14 protein-coding genes are annotated in these 16867 nt (G+C 40.3%); 7 read left to right on the top strand and 7 right to left on the bottom strand.

The window, feature by feature from the left end; genetic code table 11:
• Positions 1 to 179 precede the first annotated feature (179 nt).
• Positions 180 to 2084: a phosphoadenosine phosphosulfate reductase domain-containing protein gene (locus MSBRM_RS16515; RefSeq protein ID WP_048156341.1), complete on the bottom strand. Its 1905-nt coding sequence runs from the start codon at positions 2082 to 2084 to the stop codon at positions 180 to 182.
• A 630-nt stretch (positions 2085 to 2714) separates the two neighbouring features.
• Between MSBRM_RS16515 and MSBRM_RS16510 the strand changes: the two genes are divergently transcribed.
• A complete protein-coding gene (locus tag MSBRM_RS16510) occupies positions 2715 to 3002 on the top strand; it encodes a hypothetical protein (protein ID WP_048122007.1) in 288 nt (95 codons plus the stop codon).
• Between the two features lie 148 nt (positions 3003 to 3150).
• Here the strand turns inward: MSBRM_RS16510 and MSBRM_RS16505 are convergent, their stop codons facing one another.
• The 3 genes from MSBRM_RS16505 to MSBRM_RS16495 all read right to left on the bottom strand — a co-directional run bounded on the left by MSBRM_RS16505 (position 3151) and on the right by MSBRM_RS16495 (position 7201).
• Positions 3151 to 4305, bottom strand: a complete 1155-nt coding sequence (locus MSBRM_RS16505) for a hypothetical protein (RefSeq protein ID WP_048122004.1) — start codon at positions 4303 to 4305, stop codon at positions 3151 to 3153.
• 186 nt (positions 4306 to 4491) lie between these two features.
• On the bottom strand, positions 4492 to 5619 hold the full coding sequence (locus MSBRM_RS16500) for a chymotrypsin family serine protease (RefSeq protein ID WP_048156336.1): 1128 nt from the start codon (positions 5617 to 5619) through the stop codon (positions 4492 to 4494).
• A 760-nt stretch (positions 5620 to 6379) separates the two neighbouring features.
• The gene (locus MSBRM_RS16495) at positions 6380 to 7201 is read right to left on the bottom strand and encodes a CRISPR-associated protein Cas4 (protein WP_048121999.1); all 822 of its coding nucleotides are present in this window, start codon (positions 7199 to 7201) and stop codon (positions 6380 to 6382) included.
• A 136-nt stretch (positions 7202 to 7337) separates the two neighbouring features.
• Between MSBRM_RS16495 and MSBRM_RS16490 the strand changes: the two genes are divergently transcribed.
• The 6 genes from MSBRM_RS16490 (at position 7338) to MSBRM_RS16465 (ending at position 12273) form a co-directional block, all read left to right on the top strand.
• Positions 7338 to 8078 (top strand): helix-turn-helix domain-containing protein, encoded by a 741-nt coding sequence (locus MSBRM_RS16490; protein WP_048121998.1) that lies wholly within the window; start codon positions 7338 to 7340, stop codon positions 8076 to 8078.
• Positions 8079 to 8124: 46 nt separating this feature from the next.
• Entirely contained in the window at positions 8125 to 9174 is a 1050-nt protein-coding gene (locus MSBRM_RS16485) for a hydroxymethylglutaryl-CoA synthase (protein WP_048121996.1), read from the top strand.
• A gap of 16 nt (positions 9175 to 9190) precedes the next feature.
• Positions 9191 to 10363 (top strand): thiolase domain-containing protein, encoded by a 1173-nt coding sequence (locus MSBRM_RS16480; RefSeq protein WP_048121994.1) that lies wholly within the window; start codon positions 9191 to 9193, stop codon positions 10361 to 10363.
• A gap of 6 nt (positions 10364 to 10369) precedes the next feature.
• Positions 10370 to 10768 (top strand): Zn-ribbon domain-containing OB-fold protein, encoded by a 399-nt coding sequence (locus MSBRM_RS16475; RefSeq protein ID WP_048121992.1) that lies wholly within the window; start codon positions 10370 to 10372, stop codon positions 10766 to 10768.
• Positions 10769 to 10933: 165 nt separating this feature from the next.
• Positions 10934 to 11467: a class IV adenylate cyclase gene (gene cyaB / locus MSBRM_RS16470; RefSeq protein WP_048121991.1), complete on the top strand. Its 534-nt coding sequence runs from the start codon at positions 10934 to 10936 to the stop codon at positions 11465 to 11467.
• A 194-nt stretch (positions 11468 to 11661) separates the two neighbouring features.
• Positions 11662 to 12273, top strand: coding sequence for an orotate phosphoribosyltransferase-like protein (locus tag MSBRM_RS16465; protein WP_048123583.1), 612 nt, complete (start codon positions 11662 to 11664; stop codon positions 12271 to 12273).
• Between the two features lie 106 nt (positions 12274 to 12379).
• On the opposite strand, the gene MSBRM_RS16460 is transcribed toward MSBRM_RS16465, so the two are convergent.
• From MSBRM_RS16460 to metG, 3 genes are all read right to left on the bottom strand, one after another.
• Positions 12380 to 12994, bottom strand: a complete 615-nt coding sequence (locus tag MSBRM_RS16460; protein WP_048121989.1) for a hypothetical protein — start codon at positions 12992 to 12994, stop codon at positions 12380 to 12382.
• Between the two features lie 54 nt (positions 12995 to 13048).
• On the bottom strand, positions 13049 to 13660 hold the full coding sequence (locus tag MSBRM_RS16455; protein WP_048156332.1) for a hypothetical protein: 612 nt from the start codon (positions 13658 to 13660) through the stop codon (positions 13049 to 13051).
• Positions 13661 to 14374: 714 nt separating this feature from the next.
• Complete coding sequence (gene metG / locus MSBRM_RS16450; protein ID WP_048121985.1) at positions 14375 to 16507, bottom strand: methionine--tRNA ligase; 2133 nt, start codon at positions 16505 to 16507, stop codon at positions 14375 to 14377.
• Positions 16508 to 16867: the final 360 nt, after the last annotated feature.

The raw sequence follows: 16867 nt of genomic DNA, 5'->3' as shown, positions 1-16867 counted from the left end.
TTTGATTATTAAGCTTACCTTTTGATTATTAAGCTTACCTTTTGATTATTATGCTTACCTTTTGATTATTAATTTTGCTTTTTTGAAGTTTTACATTTACCTCTATCTGGATTTTCACTTTTTCTTTCTGCAAAGTACTCCGTTCTAATTCGTGTAAATGTAAGAGTTTATGAAAGAGTTTAAATAAATTTAACAAGCGGACAAACTTCAATACATGCTCCGCAATGAATGCAGTTTTCTTTAATCCTTACCTTCTTTTCTTTCATTTCAATCGCATTATGCTCACAGTGACCCACGCAAACTCCGCATCCCTGGCAGAGTAAAGCCCTTCTTACTGAGAGCTCAACAATTCTCATAAGTTTTTTTAGCTCTTTTTCGTTCTCACTTCTCCCATTAACATTCCCTGAGGCAAAAACCTGTGCCCTGGATTCTCTGAAAGCTACCGATGCGGCTCCTTCTATGAAAGAAGCCTTTCCGATGGGTGAAAGCATTCCGGTTTCTTTCAGGGTTTCTATATCAATTGCCTGCCCGAAGCTTCCATCCGCAGATATTCCTCCTGCTTTGCAGGGCCTGTACCCTGTTGCTACTTCAAAATGAAGCTCTGTTGGAGCCTCCTGGGATGGAATAAGAGAAATTCCTTTTTTCTCAGCAAGTTTCTGGAGAACACGAGGATATCGCTTGTAGCGCCATAAACCGTACTTTACCCACTCAAGAGAAAGCCCCATTTTCTCGGCATAGGCAAGGAGACGGGAGTTCAGCTTTTTTGCAAGGTCGGGATGGCTTTCTTCAAGCTGGAAGAAATCTGCAAGAGAGGAAGATGGACAGAGCCAGCATCCCATCCGGTCATATCCTTTTTCATAAGCCGGATTATAGGGAGCTTTTGTCCTGAAAAGGTAAAGCCAAACATGAAGAGCTGTCCATTCCTGTATAGGGGATGCTCCTACCTGATTTCCCACCCAGGGATTTTTCCAGACTTTCTTGCTGATTGAACGGGCATGGGATTCATACTGGCGTTGCCCTATGAAACTAAGGCATCCACCTTCGTAGTTCTCATCAATTAACCGGGTGATCGGCCCGAGTTTGCAGATCTTGCAGCACCAGCGAGTATCCATTGTAGGAGGGCCAAAAACACTTATTGAATTCCAAAAAGCGTCTCTTGCACTTGATGTCCTGAGTTTTTTCCCGTAGTGTTCTACAACCTGTTTGACGTTTTCAATGGTTTCCGGAAACTCAAGCCCGGTATCTGCAAACATAATCTCGTAATCGTCAAGACTTTCACTAACTAGCTGGAGCACAGCAAGGCTATCCTTTCCTCCGGAATAGGATACGCTTACTTTCAAATCCATGCTTCTTGCGACATTTTTTATGAATGCGTGGGACCTTTCTATCATGCCGTCCAGAATTTTTTCGTTGGCTTTTACGGCATCTTCCCAGGTCTGCCCTCCGAGTTTTGTTTTTTGAGGCTCTGGGTTTCTGCTCCAGCGCGGTTTTACTGCATGCCCGTGGTTTTCCTCACGCATTTCCTTTCCTGTCATTCGGGCCCGCCCACAGCAGATTACTTCCCCGTCGGGGTTCAGTACAACTACCTCATCTTCTTTTTTGAGTTCAGGATCGGCATCAAGAACCCCGGGCGCCAGAACACTTGCTCCTTTTTCCAGGATAAAAGGTACAACTGCCTGATCGATAACAACCCATTTTTTCAGGGCTTTCCTATCCCTTCCCTGAAAAAGCCTTCTTGCTCCTTCGAGCCTTGGAAGCAGGACCCATTCACAGCTTTCTATTTCAAATCTGAGAGACGCAAGCACTTCTCCGTCAACTATAATCTCATCCATACGGTCTTCATACGGAGCTTTATTTAGCACTACAAGGTGCCCTTCAGGTATAAGTGGCTCATTGAACTGTTTTTCCGAAACCGAGTTTATGCGTTTTATATCATAATCAAAAGCAGGACGGATATCCCCTGGAGGGGTTACCTCAACTTTTTTTGTACTTTTACCGCATCCGCACTTTTTCCCTAGCACAGGCACATTACAGGCCTCACACCAGTGCAGAAGCATTTTTCCAAGATATGCTGGTCTGGACATGTCATGCAGATTGAGAGAGGTTCACCTTTAAAAGGCTTTGGCTCAAGCTTTTTAAAAAAAAGCTTGACCAAAAATTCCTTTGCAAAGTCTTGGCTTTTCGTAAATTTTTAGGGTCCTTCCAAATCAGTACTAAAACTAAGGGTATAAAATGCTTATTTTGGATAATAGGTATGCATTTAGAGTTTCCCCAATTAAGGTACACTCTAAAAATCAATTTTTTAAATAAATAATCTATAATACTCTTTTAAATCAAGAAGAGAGCGAGATAAATACTTTATTCTTTTACAATTTATGTTTATTTATAAATAAGGCATCTGATGTCATTTTCATCCATACAAAATTCAATGTTAAAAGTAAGGAAAAATCAACGTTTAATTTACCAATTAAAGTACTTAAATCCTTTAAACAGCAAATAGATCTTTTAATAAATGTACCTTAACGGGAGGAGGGCTGACACTACATTTAATTGGGCAAATAAGATATAATATCCCTTAAAAAACTAATCATTTTTCAAGGGGTCTATAAATTTTTTAAAAAAACTTGAAAATAGTCCTTTCAAATGTTTATTCCAAAAATAATAGTACCATAATTATATAAATTGCAAAAAATATGAGTTATTGGGGGAATATCATGGTAATCATAAAAGAAATTGATTCAGCCGGATTTGGAAAAATCCTTACAATCCTTTATGGAACAATGGGTTTAGTTTTTGGGTTTTTTACAACAATCGCTGCTTTTATGGGAATTTCTATGCCAAAAAAATTCGGAATTTTTTCCTTAATTTTCGGGAAATGGGCTGTACTCAGCCTACCTATATTTTATGGAGTATCTGGATACTTTATAGGGCATATTGTAGCTGGCTTATTTAATGCTGTAGTAGGCTCGAAAAAAGGGTTCAAGGTGGAGGTATTGCACTAAAAATTGGTATTCATAAAAGTAAATATTGAAACATTATCAATAGGTGTTGTTTGTATAATTTTATTTTTCTTCTTTTTTCCCTAGGCATCTTTGTCTTTCATACTAGTTCAGTCCAAATAAGTAACGACATTAAACTCCATTTTGGCATCTACTTCTTACCGAACTTCCATCCTCCACAAAGGCAGACCAAACCACTCAATAATCCGAAGCCTGGAGTGGAGTTCTTTTTACTCGATTCATTTCCACTTGAGCTACTAACATTATCAGACTCAGAATTATTGTCCTTTGAATTATTGAGTTCTCGTGTTTTTTCCTCTTCAGATAATGATAAGTTAGTTTCTTCGGCTTCTGTATCTTCAGTTGCGACTTCATTAATAAATACGCCTTCGTCAAAAATAACCGGAACATCAGTTATATTTTGTCTTCTTGCTTCTTCGTCAATAATCTGATAAATCTCTTTTATTATAGTATTCTTTTCTTTTGAAGGTAAAGTTTCGTTAATCCCTACTTCTAATCTAGTGAGCTCTCCTCCATATACTATTACCTGTTCTCTTTCCATGTATGGATTGATTTTGTTCTGGGTACTACCAGCAATTGCAGATAACTTATCTGCCCAAGTAATTATTTCATTCTGGTCTTTTAGAAGAGGAATTTTTCCATATGCTGCAACTATTTTTTGTACTGGCGTGGTTGGTTTTTCCTTCATAATCTCTTGAATTATATGTATGTCTGATTCAGAAAGATTGTCCATATTTTCTCCAAACCAGTAATAGATGCCTTGTTCTGAATTTAATGTAATTTCCTGCCTATAAGTTCCGTATCCGAATTCTACCGGAATATCGTTTATTTTCATTTCTTTTGCAGAATTATCTATTAGAACGTATATTTCATCCATTAACGGCTCATCAACATTACCATACTTGAACAAAATTACAAAGTATCCTTTTTCATTAGTTCCACATGTTACTACTTCTCCTTGAGGATACATGTATTTGGAGGCAAGAGGATCTTTTATTTTATTACTGAGTTCTTCAAGGGTTGAATTCCAGCTTTCCTTTTGTTCTTCAGTTTCCAGTAAAGGGAGTTTGCCGTATCTGGTAATTACAGTATTCCCATATGAATCCAGACCAAAGAAGTACTTATAGTAATCAAAATTTACATTAGTGATTCCAGTGTTCAAGTTATCACCTGACTGAACTGACTTATTATCAGTTAAATTTACTCCAAAAGCAGTTCCTGTAGTACAATAAAAAATCATAAGAAATTCCATTAAATATATGAGGACAAATTTTATTTTTTTCATGTTTATCACTCTAAAAAGAAGAACTTGCGAAATTAAATTGAATGATCCGTACTAATAGGCATCTAACTGTTTTGTTGGTAAGTTTGATCATAAGCCTATTTGATCGGATTTTCTACTTCAAGTGTGTATATTTAGAAATGTTCCTCCATCACTAAAAAAATTAAACAAATATTAGATATAGCCTTTTCAAGCTTTAATTGGAAGGACACCTAAATCAGAATTAATTCCAGAAACTGGAGAGAACCATTTATAACCATTAAATGTACCTTTGTGAATTCCTAAAACTATATAGTTACCTGATAATATACGGTAGATTGGAGCTCCACTATCTCCATTCGTTGAACTATAATTTGTTTTTACCATGTTATAATATGGCCCTCCACCTTCGGTAAGTGTCAGTCCAGCACCCTTTATATATCCACTTTTTACTCCAGAAGCTGCACCAGATATATACACTTTCCAGTTTACCCATCCACTATTGGGAATTGTTTTCACGTAATTATAAACATTTGCAGTTGAACCACCACCAATATGTATTTTTGCAGCCACATTGCTATAAGGGACGAAACATGCATCTGCATGATGACCACTAATTTTGCTGACAGATCCTGCCGCATCTGATACCGGCTGATACATATCATAACCCACGTAAGTTCCAAGGTGTTGTACAGTTACATATCCTTTAGTTCCAGAACTTGTTTTCGCGGCATACCCTATTGTTCCAGAGGAACCAGTTTCACCGGTAACTTTTATAGCACCATTTATTGGACGATAGTAAGAGTCGTAACCACTAACTTCATCCTTGAAAAAATCGTTTTTATAGAACACGACAGGAACTTCTTGCACAGATGCTTCATTTGCTCTTTTATTTATAAGATTATAGATTTCATTAATTTGAGAATCTGTAACATTCATACCTTTATAAAAATTAACCTCTAAATAACCATTAACATCCCAACTGTAGCCTATAACAGGCCCTTTTGGATACAAGTATAATTTCATATTCGTATCCTTATCCAAGAGAACTCTACTATTATCAAGTTTACTCAGCCAATTTTGTTTATCTACCTGAGTGGTATAGTTTGGAATCTGTCCTTTTGTCGCTAAGACATTAGGATCATTTTTCAAACTCTCAAAAATTTGGGGGCCAATATCAGGTATTTGTGCATCGTTAGAATCAGTTGTTCCCGAAATTTCATCTTCTGATAATGTTTTCTGGGAATCGTTGGCAGATGCCGAAGCTACAAATACTACTCCAATAAGCAATATCGTCAAAACAAGTGATCCTATCAATATTCTTTTACCATGTTTCATATTCTATCCCCCTTTTAACCCTAGGAGGCAAAATCAGGTAAGCTTAATGCGCAAAGCTAACTTAATCGTGCCTCTTAGGGCATGTTTTATGGAGTTTGGGTTACCTGGAAAGTACTTTTTAACTCCATAACTTCCTCTTTTTTAACTCCTTATAACTTTTGTGTCCAAAGTCTCTAACAATGCAATTTTCAAGCGGATTTTGAGTCTGGATTACTTTTTGATATTTTTATTGTTTGATGATTTGGTCATAAATTATTTATTTGAGTATATGCCCCGACTCACATTCCTTTATATATAAAAAAAGAATATATATAGTTATAAATTAATGATGTATATATTTAATTCAGCCTGTAGCAACTATAAAAAATCTGAAAAAAATCGTAATTTGCGGCTTTGAGAACTTGGGATTTAAGCCCTTGAAAATCAAACTGGTGATGTCATTGGATTATATTCTTAAGTTGTGTAACTTTTTTTACTATCATTTAACATGTTCAATACGGCTTTTTTCATTGCGTTGTATTCTTTTTCCATTGTTTTGCGTGTGTCTCGTTTAAGTGAGGAATCGTGATAATTCTCTCCATTTCTATAGCATTTGTTAAATATTTTAATAAATTGTGAGGTGGAGCAAAGCATCGATTTCATGTAAACAGGCCAAAATTTAAGGCCGGATTCTAATGCAAAATCGATAGCTTTCAGGCAAAAAATATCTTAACTGATGGCCAATGCATTGTGTTGTAATCTTTTTCCATCTACTTTTAATTCAGAAAAATTTCGACATAAGGGAAGACTCTGAAATACAGTGTTCTGAAAAATTGCACTCCTTACAGAATTTTTCTTCTTTTCTCTCAGGCATAATTCCATCTTTAATTTTTTTCACTTCTCTGCAGATTTTGAGCACTTCCCGCCTATCCGAGCTTCGAACAGCCATCCTTCGGAGCAGGCCGAAACTTACATACTCCACAAAAGCAAAGGGAACTTCTTTTCCATTTTCGGCTTCCAGAAGCAGGACAAAAGCTGCGGCATGTATCCGGTCAGAAGACCATACTCCATTTTCAGGGCAGCTTCCGGGCTTTAATATTGACGGAACCTGCACACCTTCAAAGCAAACGAGTTTTGATGGAACACCTTTGAGGTTGAGTCTTTCTGAGGACAGAAATGGCTCGGTTTTAACAGGCGTGAGTGCCGCAAGCATAGGCTCTTTCCCAAATTCTTCAAGTGCTCCCCGCAAGTTGGCTGCAATTTCGGGAAGTTTAGCTCTTGCCCGCGCTTCTCCTTCCTCTAAAATCTCCTTTGTAACACCTGCGAGTTCTCGCGGAAACAGGAGTTGGAGGTCTGTACATACCTTTGCCAGGGAAATTTCAAGCTCTTCATGAAGGTTATCGGCGTTTAACGAACACTCCTTTACAACTTCAGGGTAATTCAAAGAGAGTTCTTTCAGGATTATTCTTTCAAGCCTGGAGGCGGTCACTTCCGAAAACAATTCAAAGCCTCGATTGACAAAGTATACCCTCCTCGGGCAGTTGATATATAGAAGAAGGTCTGAGACATTTATTTCCTGATTGGACGAATCGGTTGACATCATATACTAATTCTTTTACAAGCGTTATAAATTTTTTTAAGAGCATTTGCAGTACATTGATTCAGAAGTCCTGCGACAATTGCCGAATTCATATTCGTTAGATATATAAGGTAATGTTTCCTCTTAGAGTACGTGAGTCATGACATCTAATGAATCCTCAGAAAATCTGCGCAATCGTCTGGCGGAAAAAATGGCTGGAGATATAACCCTTTCGGAAAAGCCGGGAGAGTCGCTCAAAAAATGGAGATTGAATTTTGAGATATCCCAGACCGACATTGCAAATTATCTTAAGGTTTCCCCCTCCGTTATCAGTGATTATGAAAGTGGGAGACGAAAGTCTCCAGGAACACTAATCATAAAAAAAATTGTTGAGTGTTTACTTGAAATTGATATGGAGCGGGGAAGCAAAAAAATTCACGCTTACGAATCTGTACTTAATGCCGAAAGCGGTACGAAATCCATTTACTCAACATACGAGTATACGATCCCGATACAGCTTGCTAAACTGGTCAATCTTATTGAAGGAGATATTGTTTACAAAGGGGTTGAAAGGCCTCTTTATGGTTTCTCTGTCATTGACAGCCAGAGAGCAATCCTTGAACTTTCTTCCCATGAGTTTCAGAAGCTCTATGGCTGGAGTACTGACAGAGCCATGATCTTTACGAAGGTCAGCACCGGAAAATCCCCAATGGTGGCCATCCGGGTTACCAACCTTAAGCCTGGTGCCGTGGTACTTCATGGGATTCGAAAAGAAGAAGTCGAGCCTGTTGCAATCAAAATGGCAGAAGTCGACCGCATCCCCCTGGTCGCTACTATGATGGATCTTGACCAGATTGTCCAGTTACTGAGAAAATACAGTCAATACTATGCCAGGGAATAAACCCTGAATTCTGATGCCCTGAAACATTCAAAAACAGGTGGAAATAATGACTATTGGAATCGTATCTTACGGTGCTTATGTCCCCCGATACCGTATCAAAGTTGAAGAAATCGCCCGAGTATGGGGTGATAATGCAGATGCTCTTAAAAGTGGCCTTATGGTATATGAAAAATCCGTGCCTGATATTGATGAAGACGCAGCAACTATAGCTGTGGAAGCGGCAAGATACGCGATGGCAAGAAGCGGGATTGATCCGGAGAGGATTGGGGCTGTATATACGGGCTCGGAGAGTCATCCCTATGCTGTAAAACCAACAAGCACAATTGTCTCCCAGGCTATAGGAGCAACCCCAAACATGACTGCAGCAGACTTCGAGTTTGCATGTAAGGCAGGGACAGCCGCAGTTCAGGCTTGTATGGGACTGGTAAGTTCAGGGATGATCGACCTGGGCATGGCTATAGGAGCCGATGTTTCCCAGGGGGCTCCAGGTGATGCCCTCGAGTACACTGCAGCTGCAGGAGGAGTTGCCTGCCTTATTGGGAAAAAAGAATCCGAGCTTGCCGCAATCATTGAAGATACTTATTCTTTTACAACTGACACCCCTGACTTCTGGAGGAGGGAAGGAATGCCCTACCCTGAGCACGGAGGCCGTTTTACAGGAGAACCAGGCTACTTCAAGCATGTGACTAACGGCGCAAAAGGGCTTCTGGAAAAACTCGGAACAAAGCCTGATGATTACGATTATGCGGTTTTCCATCAGCCAAACGGAAAATTCCCAACCAAAGTTGCAAAAATCCTGGGTTTCACCAAGGCCCAGATTGCTCCAGGGCTTGTAGTTCCAAAAATCGGGAACACGTATTCAGGTTCCGCTCTTATGGGAATTGCTGCAACCCTTGATCAGGCAAAACCAGGAGACAGGATTTTCGCGACTGCCTTTGGGTCAGGTGCAGGGTCTGATGCTTTTAGTATAACGGTTACAGATAGGATTGAGGAAATCCGAAACAGGGCTCCGACGGTTTCCGAACTGATTAAAGATCCTATATATATTGACTATGCGAGATATGCCAAACATAAAGGGAAGATCCGCCGGTCATGAAAACGGAGTGAAGAATATGAGAGATGTAGCAATTATCGGAGTAAAGAATACCAAGTTCGGAGAACTCTGGGGAAAGTCCCTTAGGGATATAGTGGTAGAAGCCGGGGCTGGAGCACTCGAAGACGCAGGCATTGGTGGAAAAGAAATCGACTCTCTCTACGTAGGAAACATGAGTGGAGGCCGATTTATTGATCAGGAACATATAGGGGCTCTTATAGCTGACTATTCGGGACTTTCTAAGAACTTGCATGTCCCGGCTACTCGAGTTGAAGCTGCCTGTGCATCGGGTGGGCTTGCCCTTCGACAAGCCATCATGGCTGTAGCTTCCGGTTATAATGATATCGTGATTGCAGCAGGAGCAGAAAAAATGACTGATGTGGGGTCTGAGGAAGCGTCTTCAGCTCTTGCAGCAGCGGCTGATCGGGAGTGGGAAGGGATGGCAGGAGCAACTTTTCCCGGGATCTATGCAATGATTGCAAGGTTGCATATGCACAGGTATGGGACTACCAGCGAACAGCTTGCCGAAGTTGCCGTAAAGAATCATAAAAACGGCTCTTTAAATCCCATTGCTCAGTATAAAAACAGAATCACTGTGGATGATGTGTTGAACTCTATAATGGTAGCCGATCCTTTACACATTTTTGACTGTTCCCCAATAACAGATGGTGCTTCAGCTCTTGTGCTTGCCCCAGCGGATATTGCGCACAAGTATACAGATACTCCAATTTATATCAGGGCAACTGCTCAGGCAAGTGATACAATTGCGCTTCATGACAGGCGAGATATAACAACCCTCGATGCAACCGTGGTGGCTGCAAAGCGGGCCTATTCCATGGCAAAACTGAAGCCTGAAGACATCGACCTTGTAGAAGTGCATGACTGCTTCACAATTGCTGAGATTTGTGCAATTGAAGACCTGGGATTTGCAGAAAAAGGAAAAGGCGGAATTGTCACAGCAAATGGTGAAACCGCAATCGGAGGCAGAATTCCTGTTAATACATCCGGCGGCCTCAAAGCCTGCGGGCATCCTGTGGGGGCAACCGGCATAAAACAGGCTGTAGAAATCGTAACCCAGCTGCGCGGAGAAGCAGGCAAGCGTCAGGTCGAAGGCGCAGAGTACGGTATGACCCACAATGTAGGAGGGTCAGGAGCAACAGCAGTAGTGCATATTTTCTCGAGGGAGAGGTGAGATCCGATGTCTTCTGTTCCACGATTCTGGAGAAGTCTCGGCAGCAGGTATAACCTTGAAGGTACCCGCTGTAAAGAATGTGGGGAATATTACTATCCCCCGCGTAATTTTTGCGTAAACTGTAGGCGTATAGGTCATATTGAGCCTTATAAGTTTAAAGGCACTGGCGAAATAATATCATATACAATAATTCATACAGCTGCGGAAGGTTTTGAAGACCAGACTCCTTACACTCTTGCGATAATTCAGCTTGATGAAGGTCCCCGCCTGACTTCGCAGGTAATTTGCGATCCTGATAAAATTCACATTGGAATGAGGGTGAGATCCGTATTTCGCAAGCTTGGGGAAGACGGTGAAGGTGGTATGATCTACTACGGCACCAAGTTCGCCCCCGAAGATTCATGAAAGATCCGGATTTTCCGGACTCCATTTTTTTAGAGTACTGAGGTGAGTTTTTAGCAAAGCAAAGTGTCTAGAAGACAAAGTGCCTAGTCATAAATACTAGCTACAAATACCTTGTCACAATGTTTACCAATTTTAACCGTATTTAACTGGAGATGCCTGAAAATTATGATTGAAATCGAGGTCAAGGTCAGAGCAGACCATTCAAAAGCCCTCCCGATCCTAAAAAAAATCGGGGCAGTAAAACTTGGAGTTGAGAACCAGTCCGACGTTTATTTTGCAGCTCCTTATAGGGATTTTGCAAAAACCGATGAAGCGCTCAGGATCCGTTCCCTGAATGATCAGGCTGTGATGACTTATAAAGGCCCCAAACTTGATGGGATCTCCAAGACCCGGGAAGAATTCGAAACTCCTGTAGACGAGGCCACCACAACACAAATACTTCATGCCCTTGGGTTTTCGGAAGCCGGAGTAGTCCGTAAAAAAAGGGACGTTTTCAGGGCGGGAGAGATTACTGTTTGCCTCGATGCCGTTGAAGGGCTTGGAGAATTTCTTGAAGTCGAAATTGTGGCTGAAAGTGAAAAAGAGCTCGAAACTTCAAGGGCAAAGTTATTTGAATTACTAAAACAGTTTGGTGCCGGAGAAAAGGATTCTATCAGGACTTCTTATCTTGAGATGGTACTGGAGAAAAATAAAGGTTAATACATCTGGTAGATGTATGTACCAATTTTTCAATGTTTTTCGTACACTCTTTTTACAGGTAGTGTTTTGTAAAAGAGTTAATCTTAAGCTGAAGAAATTGATATAAGAAATTGATATAATTGATATTATAATATTATCTTAATTTGGAAACCCGGAAATACAGCCGGATAAAAATTTCAGGTGGGCATGGAGGCATGAAGGATATAGACGATTTAATACAGAAAGCTGTGGAACTGCAAAGCAACGGGCTTGTAACCGGTCAGATCGCCGAGGAACTCAATGTTTCAAGGGAAACCGTTACCTGGCTTTTAACCCGTTCAAAAAAAGAAGTAGCAGCTCCCGCTCCAAAAGATATTTCCGTAAACTGGAGCAACATAGGGAAAAGTGCTAAACGTCTTCATAACATTTCGCTTGCACTCTGCGATGTTGTACTCGAGACCCTGGGAAAAACAAATACTGAAGTAGATGTGGTTGTTGGCGTTGCAGCCAATGGTATTCCTCTGGCAAGTATGATGGCATATGAACTGGGTGCAGATTTAGCTATTTATCACCGCAAAGGGCAGGAGACCGCTAGCACAGGACGCAAAGGGACCATAAGCAGGAATTTCGGATCAGTTGCCGGTAAAAACTGCGTCATCGTGGATGATGTTATTACCACCGGTTCAACCAGTATGGAAGTGATTGAGCAACTGAGAGATATGAATGCAAAACCAAGAGTTGTAGTAGTACTGGTCGACAAAAAAGGTGTAGATACAATCTTTAATGTCCCGATTAAGTCTCTTTTAAGAGTTGTACGTTTGGACTGAATTTAAAAACTCATACAGGTTAAATAAGAGCGTGTCTTAAAATTAAGTCAATGATTTTGGACACGCTCTTTTTATAAAGGTTGCAGAAACTTTCCTTACGCAGTTTTTATTGATTTCTTTTTATGTATATGATTGCCCCAATCATTACTGCAATCACACTGACATGACTCATGAAAGGAGTGGGGTTTGATTTCTGTGTCTGATTGGAACTTTCCTTCTTCTCGCCTACTGTTTCAATATTCTCTATAATTTCGGTCTCGTCTGTTTTGTTCTCAATTTGGTTTTCCGACCATTTACCCTGAGCTTTCAACTCTTTGATTACTGCATCTCTATCCGTAGCCGGGTGTTTTCCCAAAAAGCCGAGAGACATATAAAAAACTCCCTTATCGGGTCTTTGATCCTTTAACATAAGGAGTACGGATTCGTTCTTAGCAAACTCTGCCTCGTCTTCAGTAGAGGCATTGGCCCCTATATTAGTCCTTACTATTATGGTCTTTGTTGGTAGAGGATTGTAGAGCCATTCTTTAACTGTAATTGTGTTGTTAGTGTAATAGTCAGCTACATCAATCTCACTTACTGTGCCAATAACAATACGGTCAGAGTTGTTTATCTGGTACGGAATTTCGGCAGCTTCTGGAGTAAATAAGGCTGTTGCAAGGGTTGGAGCTAAAATAAGCAGTATAAATGTAAAGAGTATCAGAAACAAACTTAGGCGTTTCATTAAAATTCTCCTGCTCTTTATTTTCAGCCCATACAAAATAACGAAGAGTCATTGTTAGTTTTTCCTTCTTACGTATATGATTACACCAAGCATTACTGCAAGCATGCAGACAGGGCTCATGAAAGGAGTAGTGTTTGATTTCTGGGTTTGATTGGAACTTTCTTCCTGCTCGCCTGTTGTTCCTGTATTCTCTTTCATTCCGGTTTCGCTTGTCTTATTTTCGGTTTGATTTTCTTCTTGCCATTTACCCTGAGCTTTCAACTCCTCGATTACTGCATCCCTATCTGAAACAGGATATTTTATTCCCAAAGGTACTCTAAAAAGTAGCTCATCGAGATTTCCGTCATTTAACATCAAAAGGGCAGATTCGTTCTGGGCAAACTCGACTTCATCTTCCACAGTTAGATTAGTCCCTATTTTACTTCTTATTTTTATGGTCTCTGCAGGAATAGGATTATAGAGCCATTCTTTAACTTTAACGGTATAAATTGTGTAGCTGCTATATGTGTCAATCTTGCTGACTGTACCAATAACTATTCGGTCAGAGTTGTTTACTTGATAAGGGATTTTGGCAGCCTCTGCATCAATCAGCGCTGCTGCGAGATTTGAAACCAGAAGAAGCAGTATAAGCGTAAAAAGTATCGGAAACAAATTTAGGCGTTTCATCAAAATTCTCCTTTTCTTTATTTCAATTTTCTAAATAGCAGGTAATCGAAATTTCGGGCTGGATTTTTCATGATTTTTTGTAAAAACTGTCTTCTTTTCATTTATTAAGGTAAATTCATCTAATTTATCTTAAACTTAATAATAAAAGCTGAAAGTAATAGGATTTATTTTTATAGCTTGTTTTATATCTATTAAATCTGTGCAACTATATAAAAATGTTTTTCATATCAATGAAAAACTTTTTGTTAAGGGTTATATTGTTGATGCTTAAACAAAAAAAATAATGAATGATCCGTAACGCTTATGAAATGAAAACAAAAACAGAAAGCAAAAAATAAGAGTAAAAAGCAGTATATAAGAGTAAAAAGCAGTAAATAAAAGTAAAAAACAGTAAATAAAAGTAAAAAGCAGTAAATAAGAGTAAAAAGCAGTAAATAAGAGTAAAAAGCAGTAAATAAGAGTAAAAAGCAGTAAATAAAAGTAAAAAACAGTAAATAAAAGTAAAAAGCAGAATCTAAAAATGAAAACCCTACATAATCAATAATAGGGTTGAATTCTACCTGCACGTTACTCTTTTCAAATTGTATTTTATCTTCTTTGCTTAACTCTACCTTTTCTGGGGTGCGCTGCCAGATAAACTGGTAGGCGTCCTCTAATATATAATTAGAAGACGGTTCTAAGCTAGTAGAAGTATTTTTTATTCAAGAGGTTGTTTCAGCGTATCCTTGAACCCGGCTTTATCTCTTTGTCCGGCATAAGGGCTGATACGATTTCTCCACCGTCGTCGGCTGCAAGCATCATGCCGTTTGATTTAACTCCGCAGAGTTTGGCAGGTTTCAGGTTGGCGAGTACGATTACAGATTTTCCTACAAGCTCTTCAGGAGCGTAATAAGAAGAAAGACCTGCAACAAGCTGCCTTGGTTTTTCTTCGCCAATGTCCACTTCAATCCTGATGAGCTTTTTTGATTTCTTCACAGGTTCGGCGAGAAGAACTTTTCCTACGCGGATGTCGAGTTTTGCAAAGTCTTCATACTCGATCATGGGAAGTGTTTCTTTTTCCTCTTCTCTGGGTTTTGCTGCGCCTTCAGCTTTCTCGGCTGGTTTTGCTTCTTCGGCAGGACCCATCCCTTCGGATTTGGCGGGCTCTTTACCTTTACCCTTTCCTGCGGCTTTCTTTGCATCTGCAGCTTTTACTCTCTGGTTTGCAATCTCTTCCATTTCTTCAATCCTGTCATCTTCAAGCTTTGTGAAAAGGATTTTGGGCTTTGCAAGTTTTGTGCCTGCTTTTAGAGGCACGAGAGCATCAGCATACAGCGTGGTGTGCAGGTCTCCTTCCTGCCCGAGTTCTTTCCAGGCGGTCTCCATGCTTCCTGGGGTTACTGGTTCAAAAATGAGGCATAGAGCTTTTGCCAGGTGCAGGCAGTTGTAAAGCACCTGTCCACAGGCGACCTTATCCTGTTTTATTAGGTTCCAGGGCTCGTGGGACTGGAAGTAGATATTTCCAAAAGATGCAAGGGACATTGCAGAATCAACGGCTCTTTTGAACTCATATTCAGCCATTGCGGCTTTTACTTCCTTCAGAGTCTTTTCGATTTCTTCCCTTACCTCAGGCTCGAGTTCTCCAGACGGGACTTCTCCGTAGTTCTTGAAAGCGAAAAGCATTGTCCTGTACAGGAAATTCCCTAACACGGAAACAAGTTCGGTATTGATTTTTTCCTGAAGCACGCGCCAGGAAAAGTTCAGCTCCTTTGTGTGGGATGTATAACTTGCCAGATAATATCTCAGCAGGTCAGGATGGAAACCGTGGTCAAGGTAATCTTCTCCTACCCAGACCACATTGCCCCGGCTCTTGGAAAACTTTTTACCTTCAATTTTGACCATGCCTGAAGCTACGACAGCAGTCGGCACCGAATAATCCGCGCCTTTAAGCATAGCCGGCCAGAAGATACAGTGATGATAGGTAATGTCCCCTCCTATAAAATGGACAATTTCCCCGTCGTTTTTCCAGAATTTTTCCCAGGAATCTCCGGCTTTTGCAGCCCATTCCTCGGTAAAAGCGATATATCCTATAGGAGCATCTACCCAAACGTAGACTACGAGGTCATCATGCCCAGGGAATTTTACTCCCCATTCCAGGTTCCGGGTGATGCACCAGTCTGTAAGTCCTTGCTTTACCCAGCCAAGTGCATAGTTTCTGGCATTGATGGTTCCGCCAAGGTCATTTGAGAGATAGTCCATGAGGTAATCGCTGAATTCGGAAAGCTTGAAAAAGAAGTGTTCCTGCTGTCTGTACTCGGCAGGCCCTCCGCAAATAGTGCAGACAGGGTTTAGAAGTTCTCCGGGCTCAAGGTGTTTTCCACATCCCTGATCGCATTCATCTCCTCTTGCAATTTCGCCGCAGTGAGGGCAGGAACCTTCTACATAGCGGTCAGGGAGAAAACGATTGCATTTGGGGCAATAGGCAATTTCGATAGTTTTCGGGTATACATAGCCTTTTTCAATCAGCCTGTTGACAATATCCGTGGTCCGTTTATGATTCTCAGGATCGTCAGTAGTCCCAAAAGCATCAAAGTAAACTCCAAGCTGCTTGAAAGTCTCATCAAAATGTTTGTGATAAACTTCTATAAGCTCTTTAGGAGTAATCCCTAGTTCTTCGGCATTTACGACAATGGGGGTGCCGTGAGTATCCGAGCCGCAGACAAAAGTAACGTCCCTCCCTTCTTTTCGCAGGGAACGGGCATAAATATCTGCGGGCACATAGGTCCGGAGATGCCCGATATGAGCCTTGCCGTTAGCATAAGGCAGGCCACAGGTGACAAGTACGGGTTTACTGGATGATTCTGGCATTCTTATCTCCATATATTTTTTATGAATATATTCCTCTTCGACGATTGCAACTCTGAAATATATTTCGCTCACGCTTTTTGATCAAACTTTTTTAGAAAATGTTTGTTGCAATTCTAAAATATATTTCACTATTGTGTTTTACAAGGTAATCTATTTGAGGAATAGTTAATAATCATATATAAAGAAGGGTGGAATGTAGAGATAGATTAATAATAGCTCCGATAAATGAGCTGTTTGTAAATTCTATTGTCTGCGGGCTTTTGTAAGTATCCTTTGCACCGCCTGTTACAATACTATTTACTCTCTTGATTAAAAATATAAATAATGCTCAAGACCGCAAACTAAAGCGGCAAATCTAAA

This window comes from Methanosarcina barkeri MS (genome assembly GCF_000970025.1).
In the GTDB taxonomy this organism is placed as follows: Archaea; Halobacteriota; Methanosarcinia; order Methanosarcinales; family Methanosarcinaceae; genus Methanosarcina; species Methanosarcina barkeri.
Note: the sequence above shows the minus strand (reverse complement) of the source record. Positions and strands in the feature narration are given on the sequence as shown.

What these genes read in the sequence shown, in the direction of transcription:
- MSBRM_RS16515 (WP_048156341.1), bottom strand. Translation starts at nt 2,084, where the DNA reads ATGTCCAGACCAGCATATCTTGGAAAAATGCTTCTGCACTGGTGTGAG.
- MSBRM_RS16510 (WP_048122007.1), top strand. Translation starts at nt 2,715, where the DNA reads ATGGTAATCATAAAAGAAATTGATTCAGCCGGATTTGGAAAAATCCTT.
- MSBRM_RS16505 (WP_048122004.1), bottom strand. Translation starts at nt 4,305, where the DNA reads ATGAAAAAAATAAAATTTGTCCTCATATATTTAATGGAATTTCTTATG.
- MSBRM_RS16500 (WP_048156336.1), bottom strand. Translation starts at nt 5,619, where the DNA reads ATGAAACATGGTAAAAGAATATTGATAGGATCACTTGTTTTGACGATA.
- MSBRM_RS16495 (WP_048121999.1), bottom strand. Translation starts at nt 7,201, where the DNA reads ATGATGTCAACCGATTCGTCCAATCAGGAAATAAATGTCTCAGACCTT.
- MSBRM_RS16490 (WP_048121998.1), top strand. Translation starts at nt 7,338, where the DNA reads ATGACATCTAATGAATCCTCAGAAAATCTGCGCAATCGTCTGGCGGAA.
- MSBRM_RS16485 (WP_048121996.1), top strand. Translation starts at nt 8,125, where the DNA reads ATGACTATTGGAATCGTATCTTACGGTGCTTATGTCCCCCGATACCGT.
- MSBRM_RS16480 (WP_048121994.1), top strand. Translation starts at nt 9,191, where the DNA reads ATGAGAGATGTAGCAATTATCGGAGTAAAGAATACCAAGTTCGGAGAA.
- MSBRM_RS16475 (WP_048121992.1), top strand. Translation starts at nt 10,370, where the DNA reads ATGTCTTCTGTTCCACGATTCTGGAGAAGTCTCGGCAGCAGGTATAAC.
- cyaB (WP_048121991.1), top strand. Translation starts at nt 10,934, where the DNA reads ATGATTGAAATCGAGGTCAAGGTCAGAGCAGACCATTCAAAAGCCCTC.
- MSBRM_RS16465 (WP_048123583.1), top strand. Translation starts at nt 11,662, where the DNA reads ATGAAGGATATAGACGATTTAATACAGAAAGCTGTGGAACTGCAAAGC.
- MSBRM_RS16460 (WP_048121989.1), bottom strand. Translation starts at nt 12,994, where the DNA reads ATGAAACGCCTAAGTTTGTTTCTGATACTCTTTACATTTATACTGCTT.
- MSBRM_RS16455 (WP_048156332.1), bottom strand. Translation starts at nt 13,660, where the DNA reads ATGAAACGCCTAAATTTGTTTCCGATACTTTTTACGCTTATACTGCTT.
- metG (WP_048121985.1), bottom strand. Translation starts at nt 16,507, where the DNA reads ATGCCAGAATCATCCAGTAAACCCGTACTTGTCACCTGTGGCCTGCCT.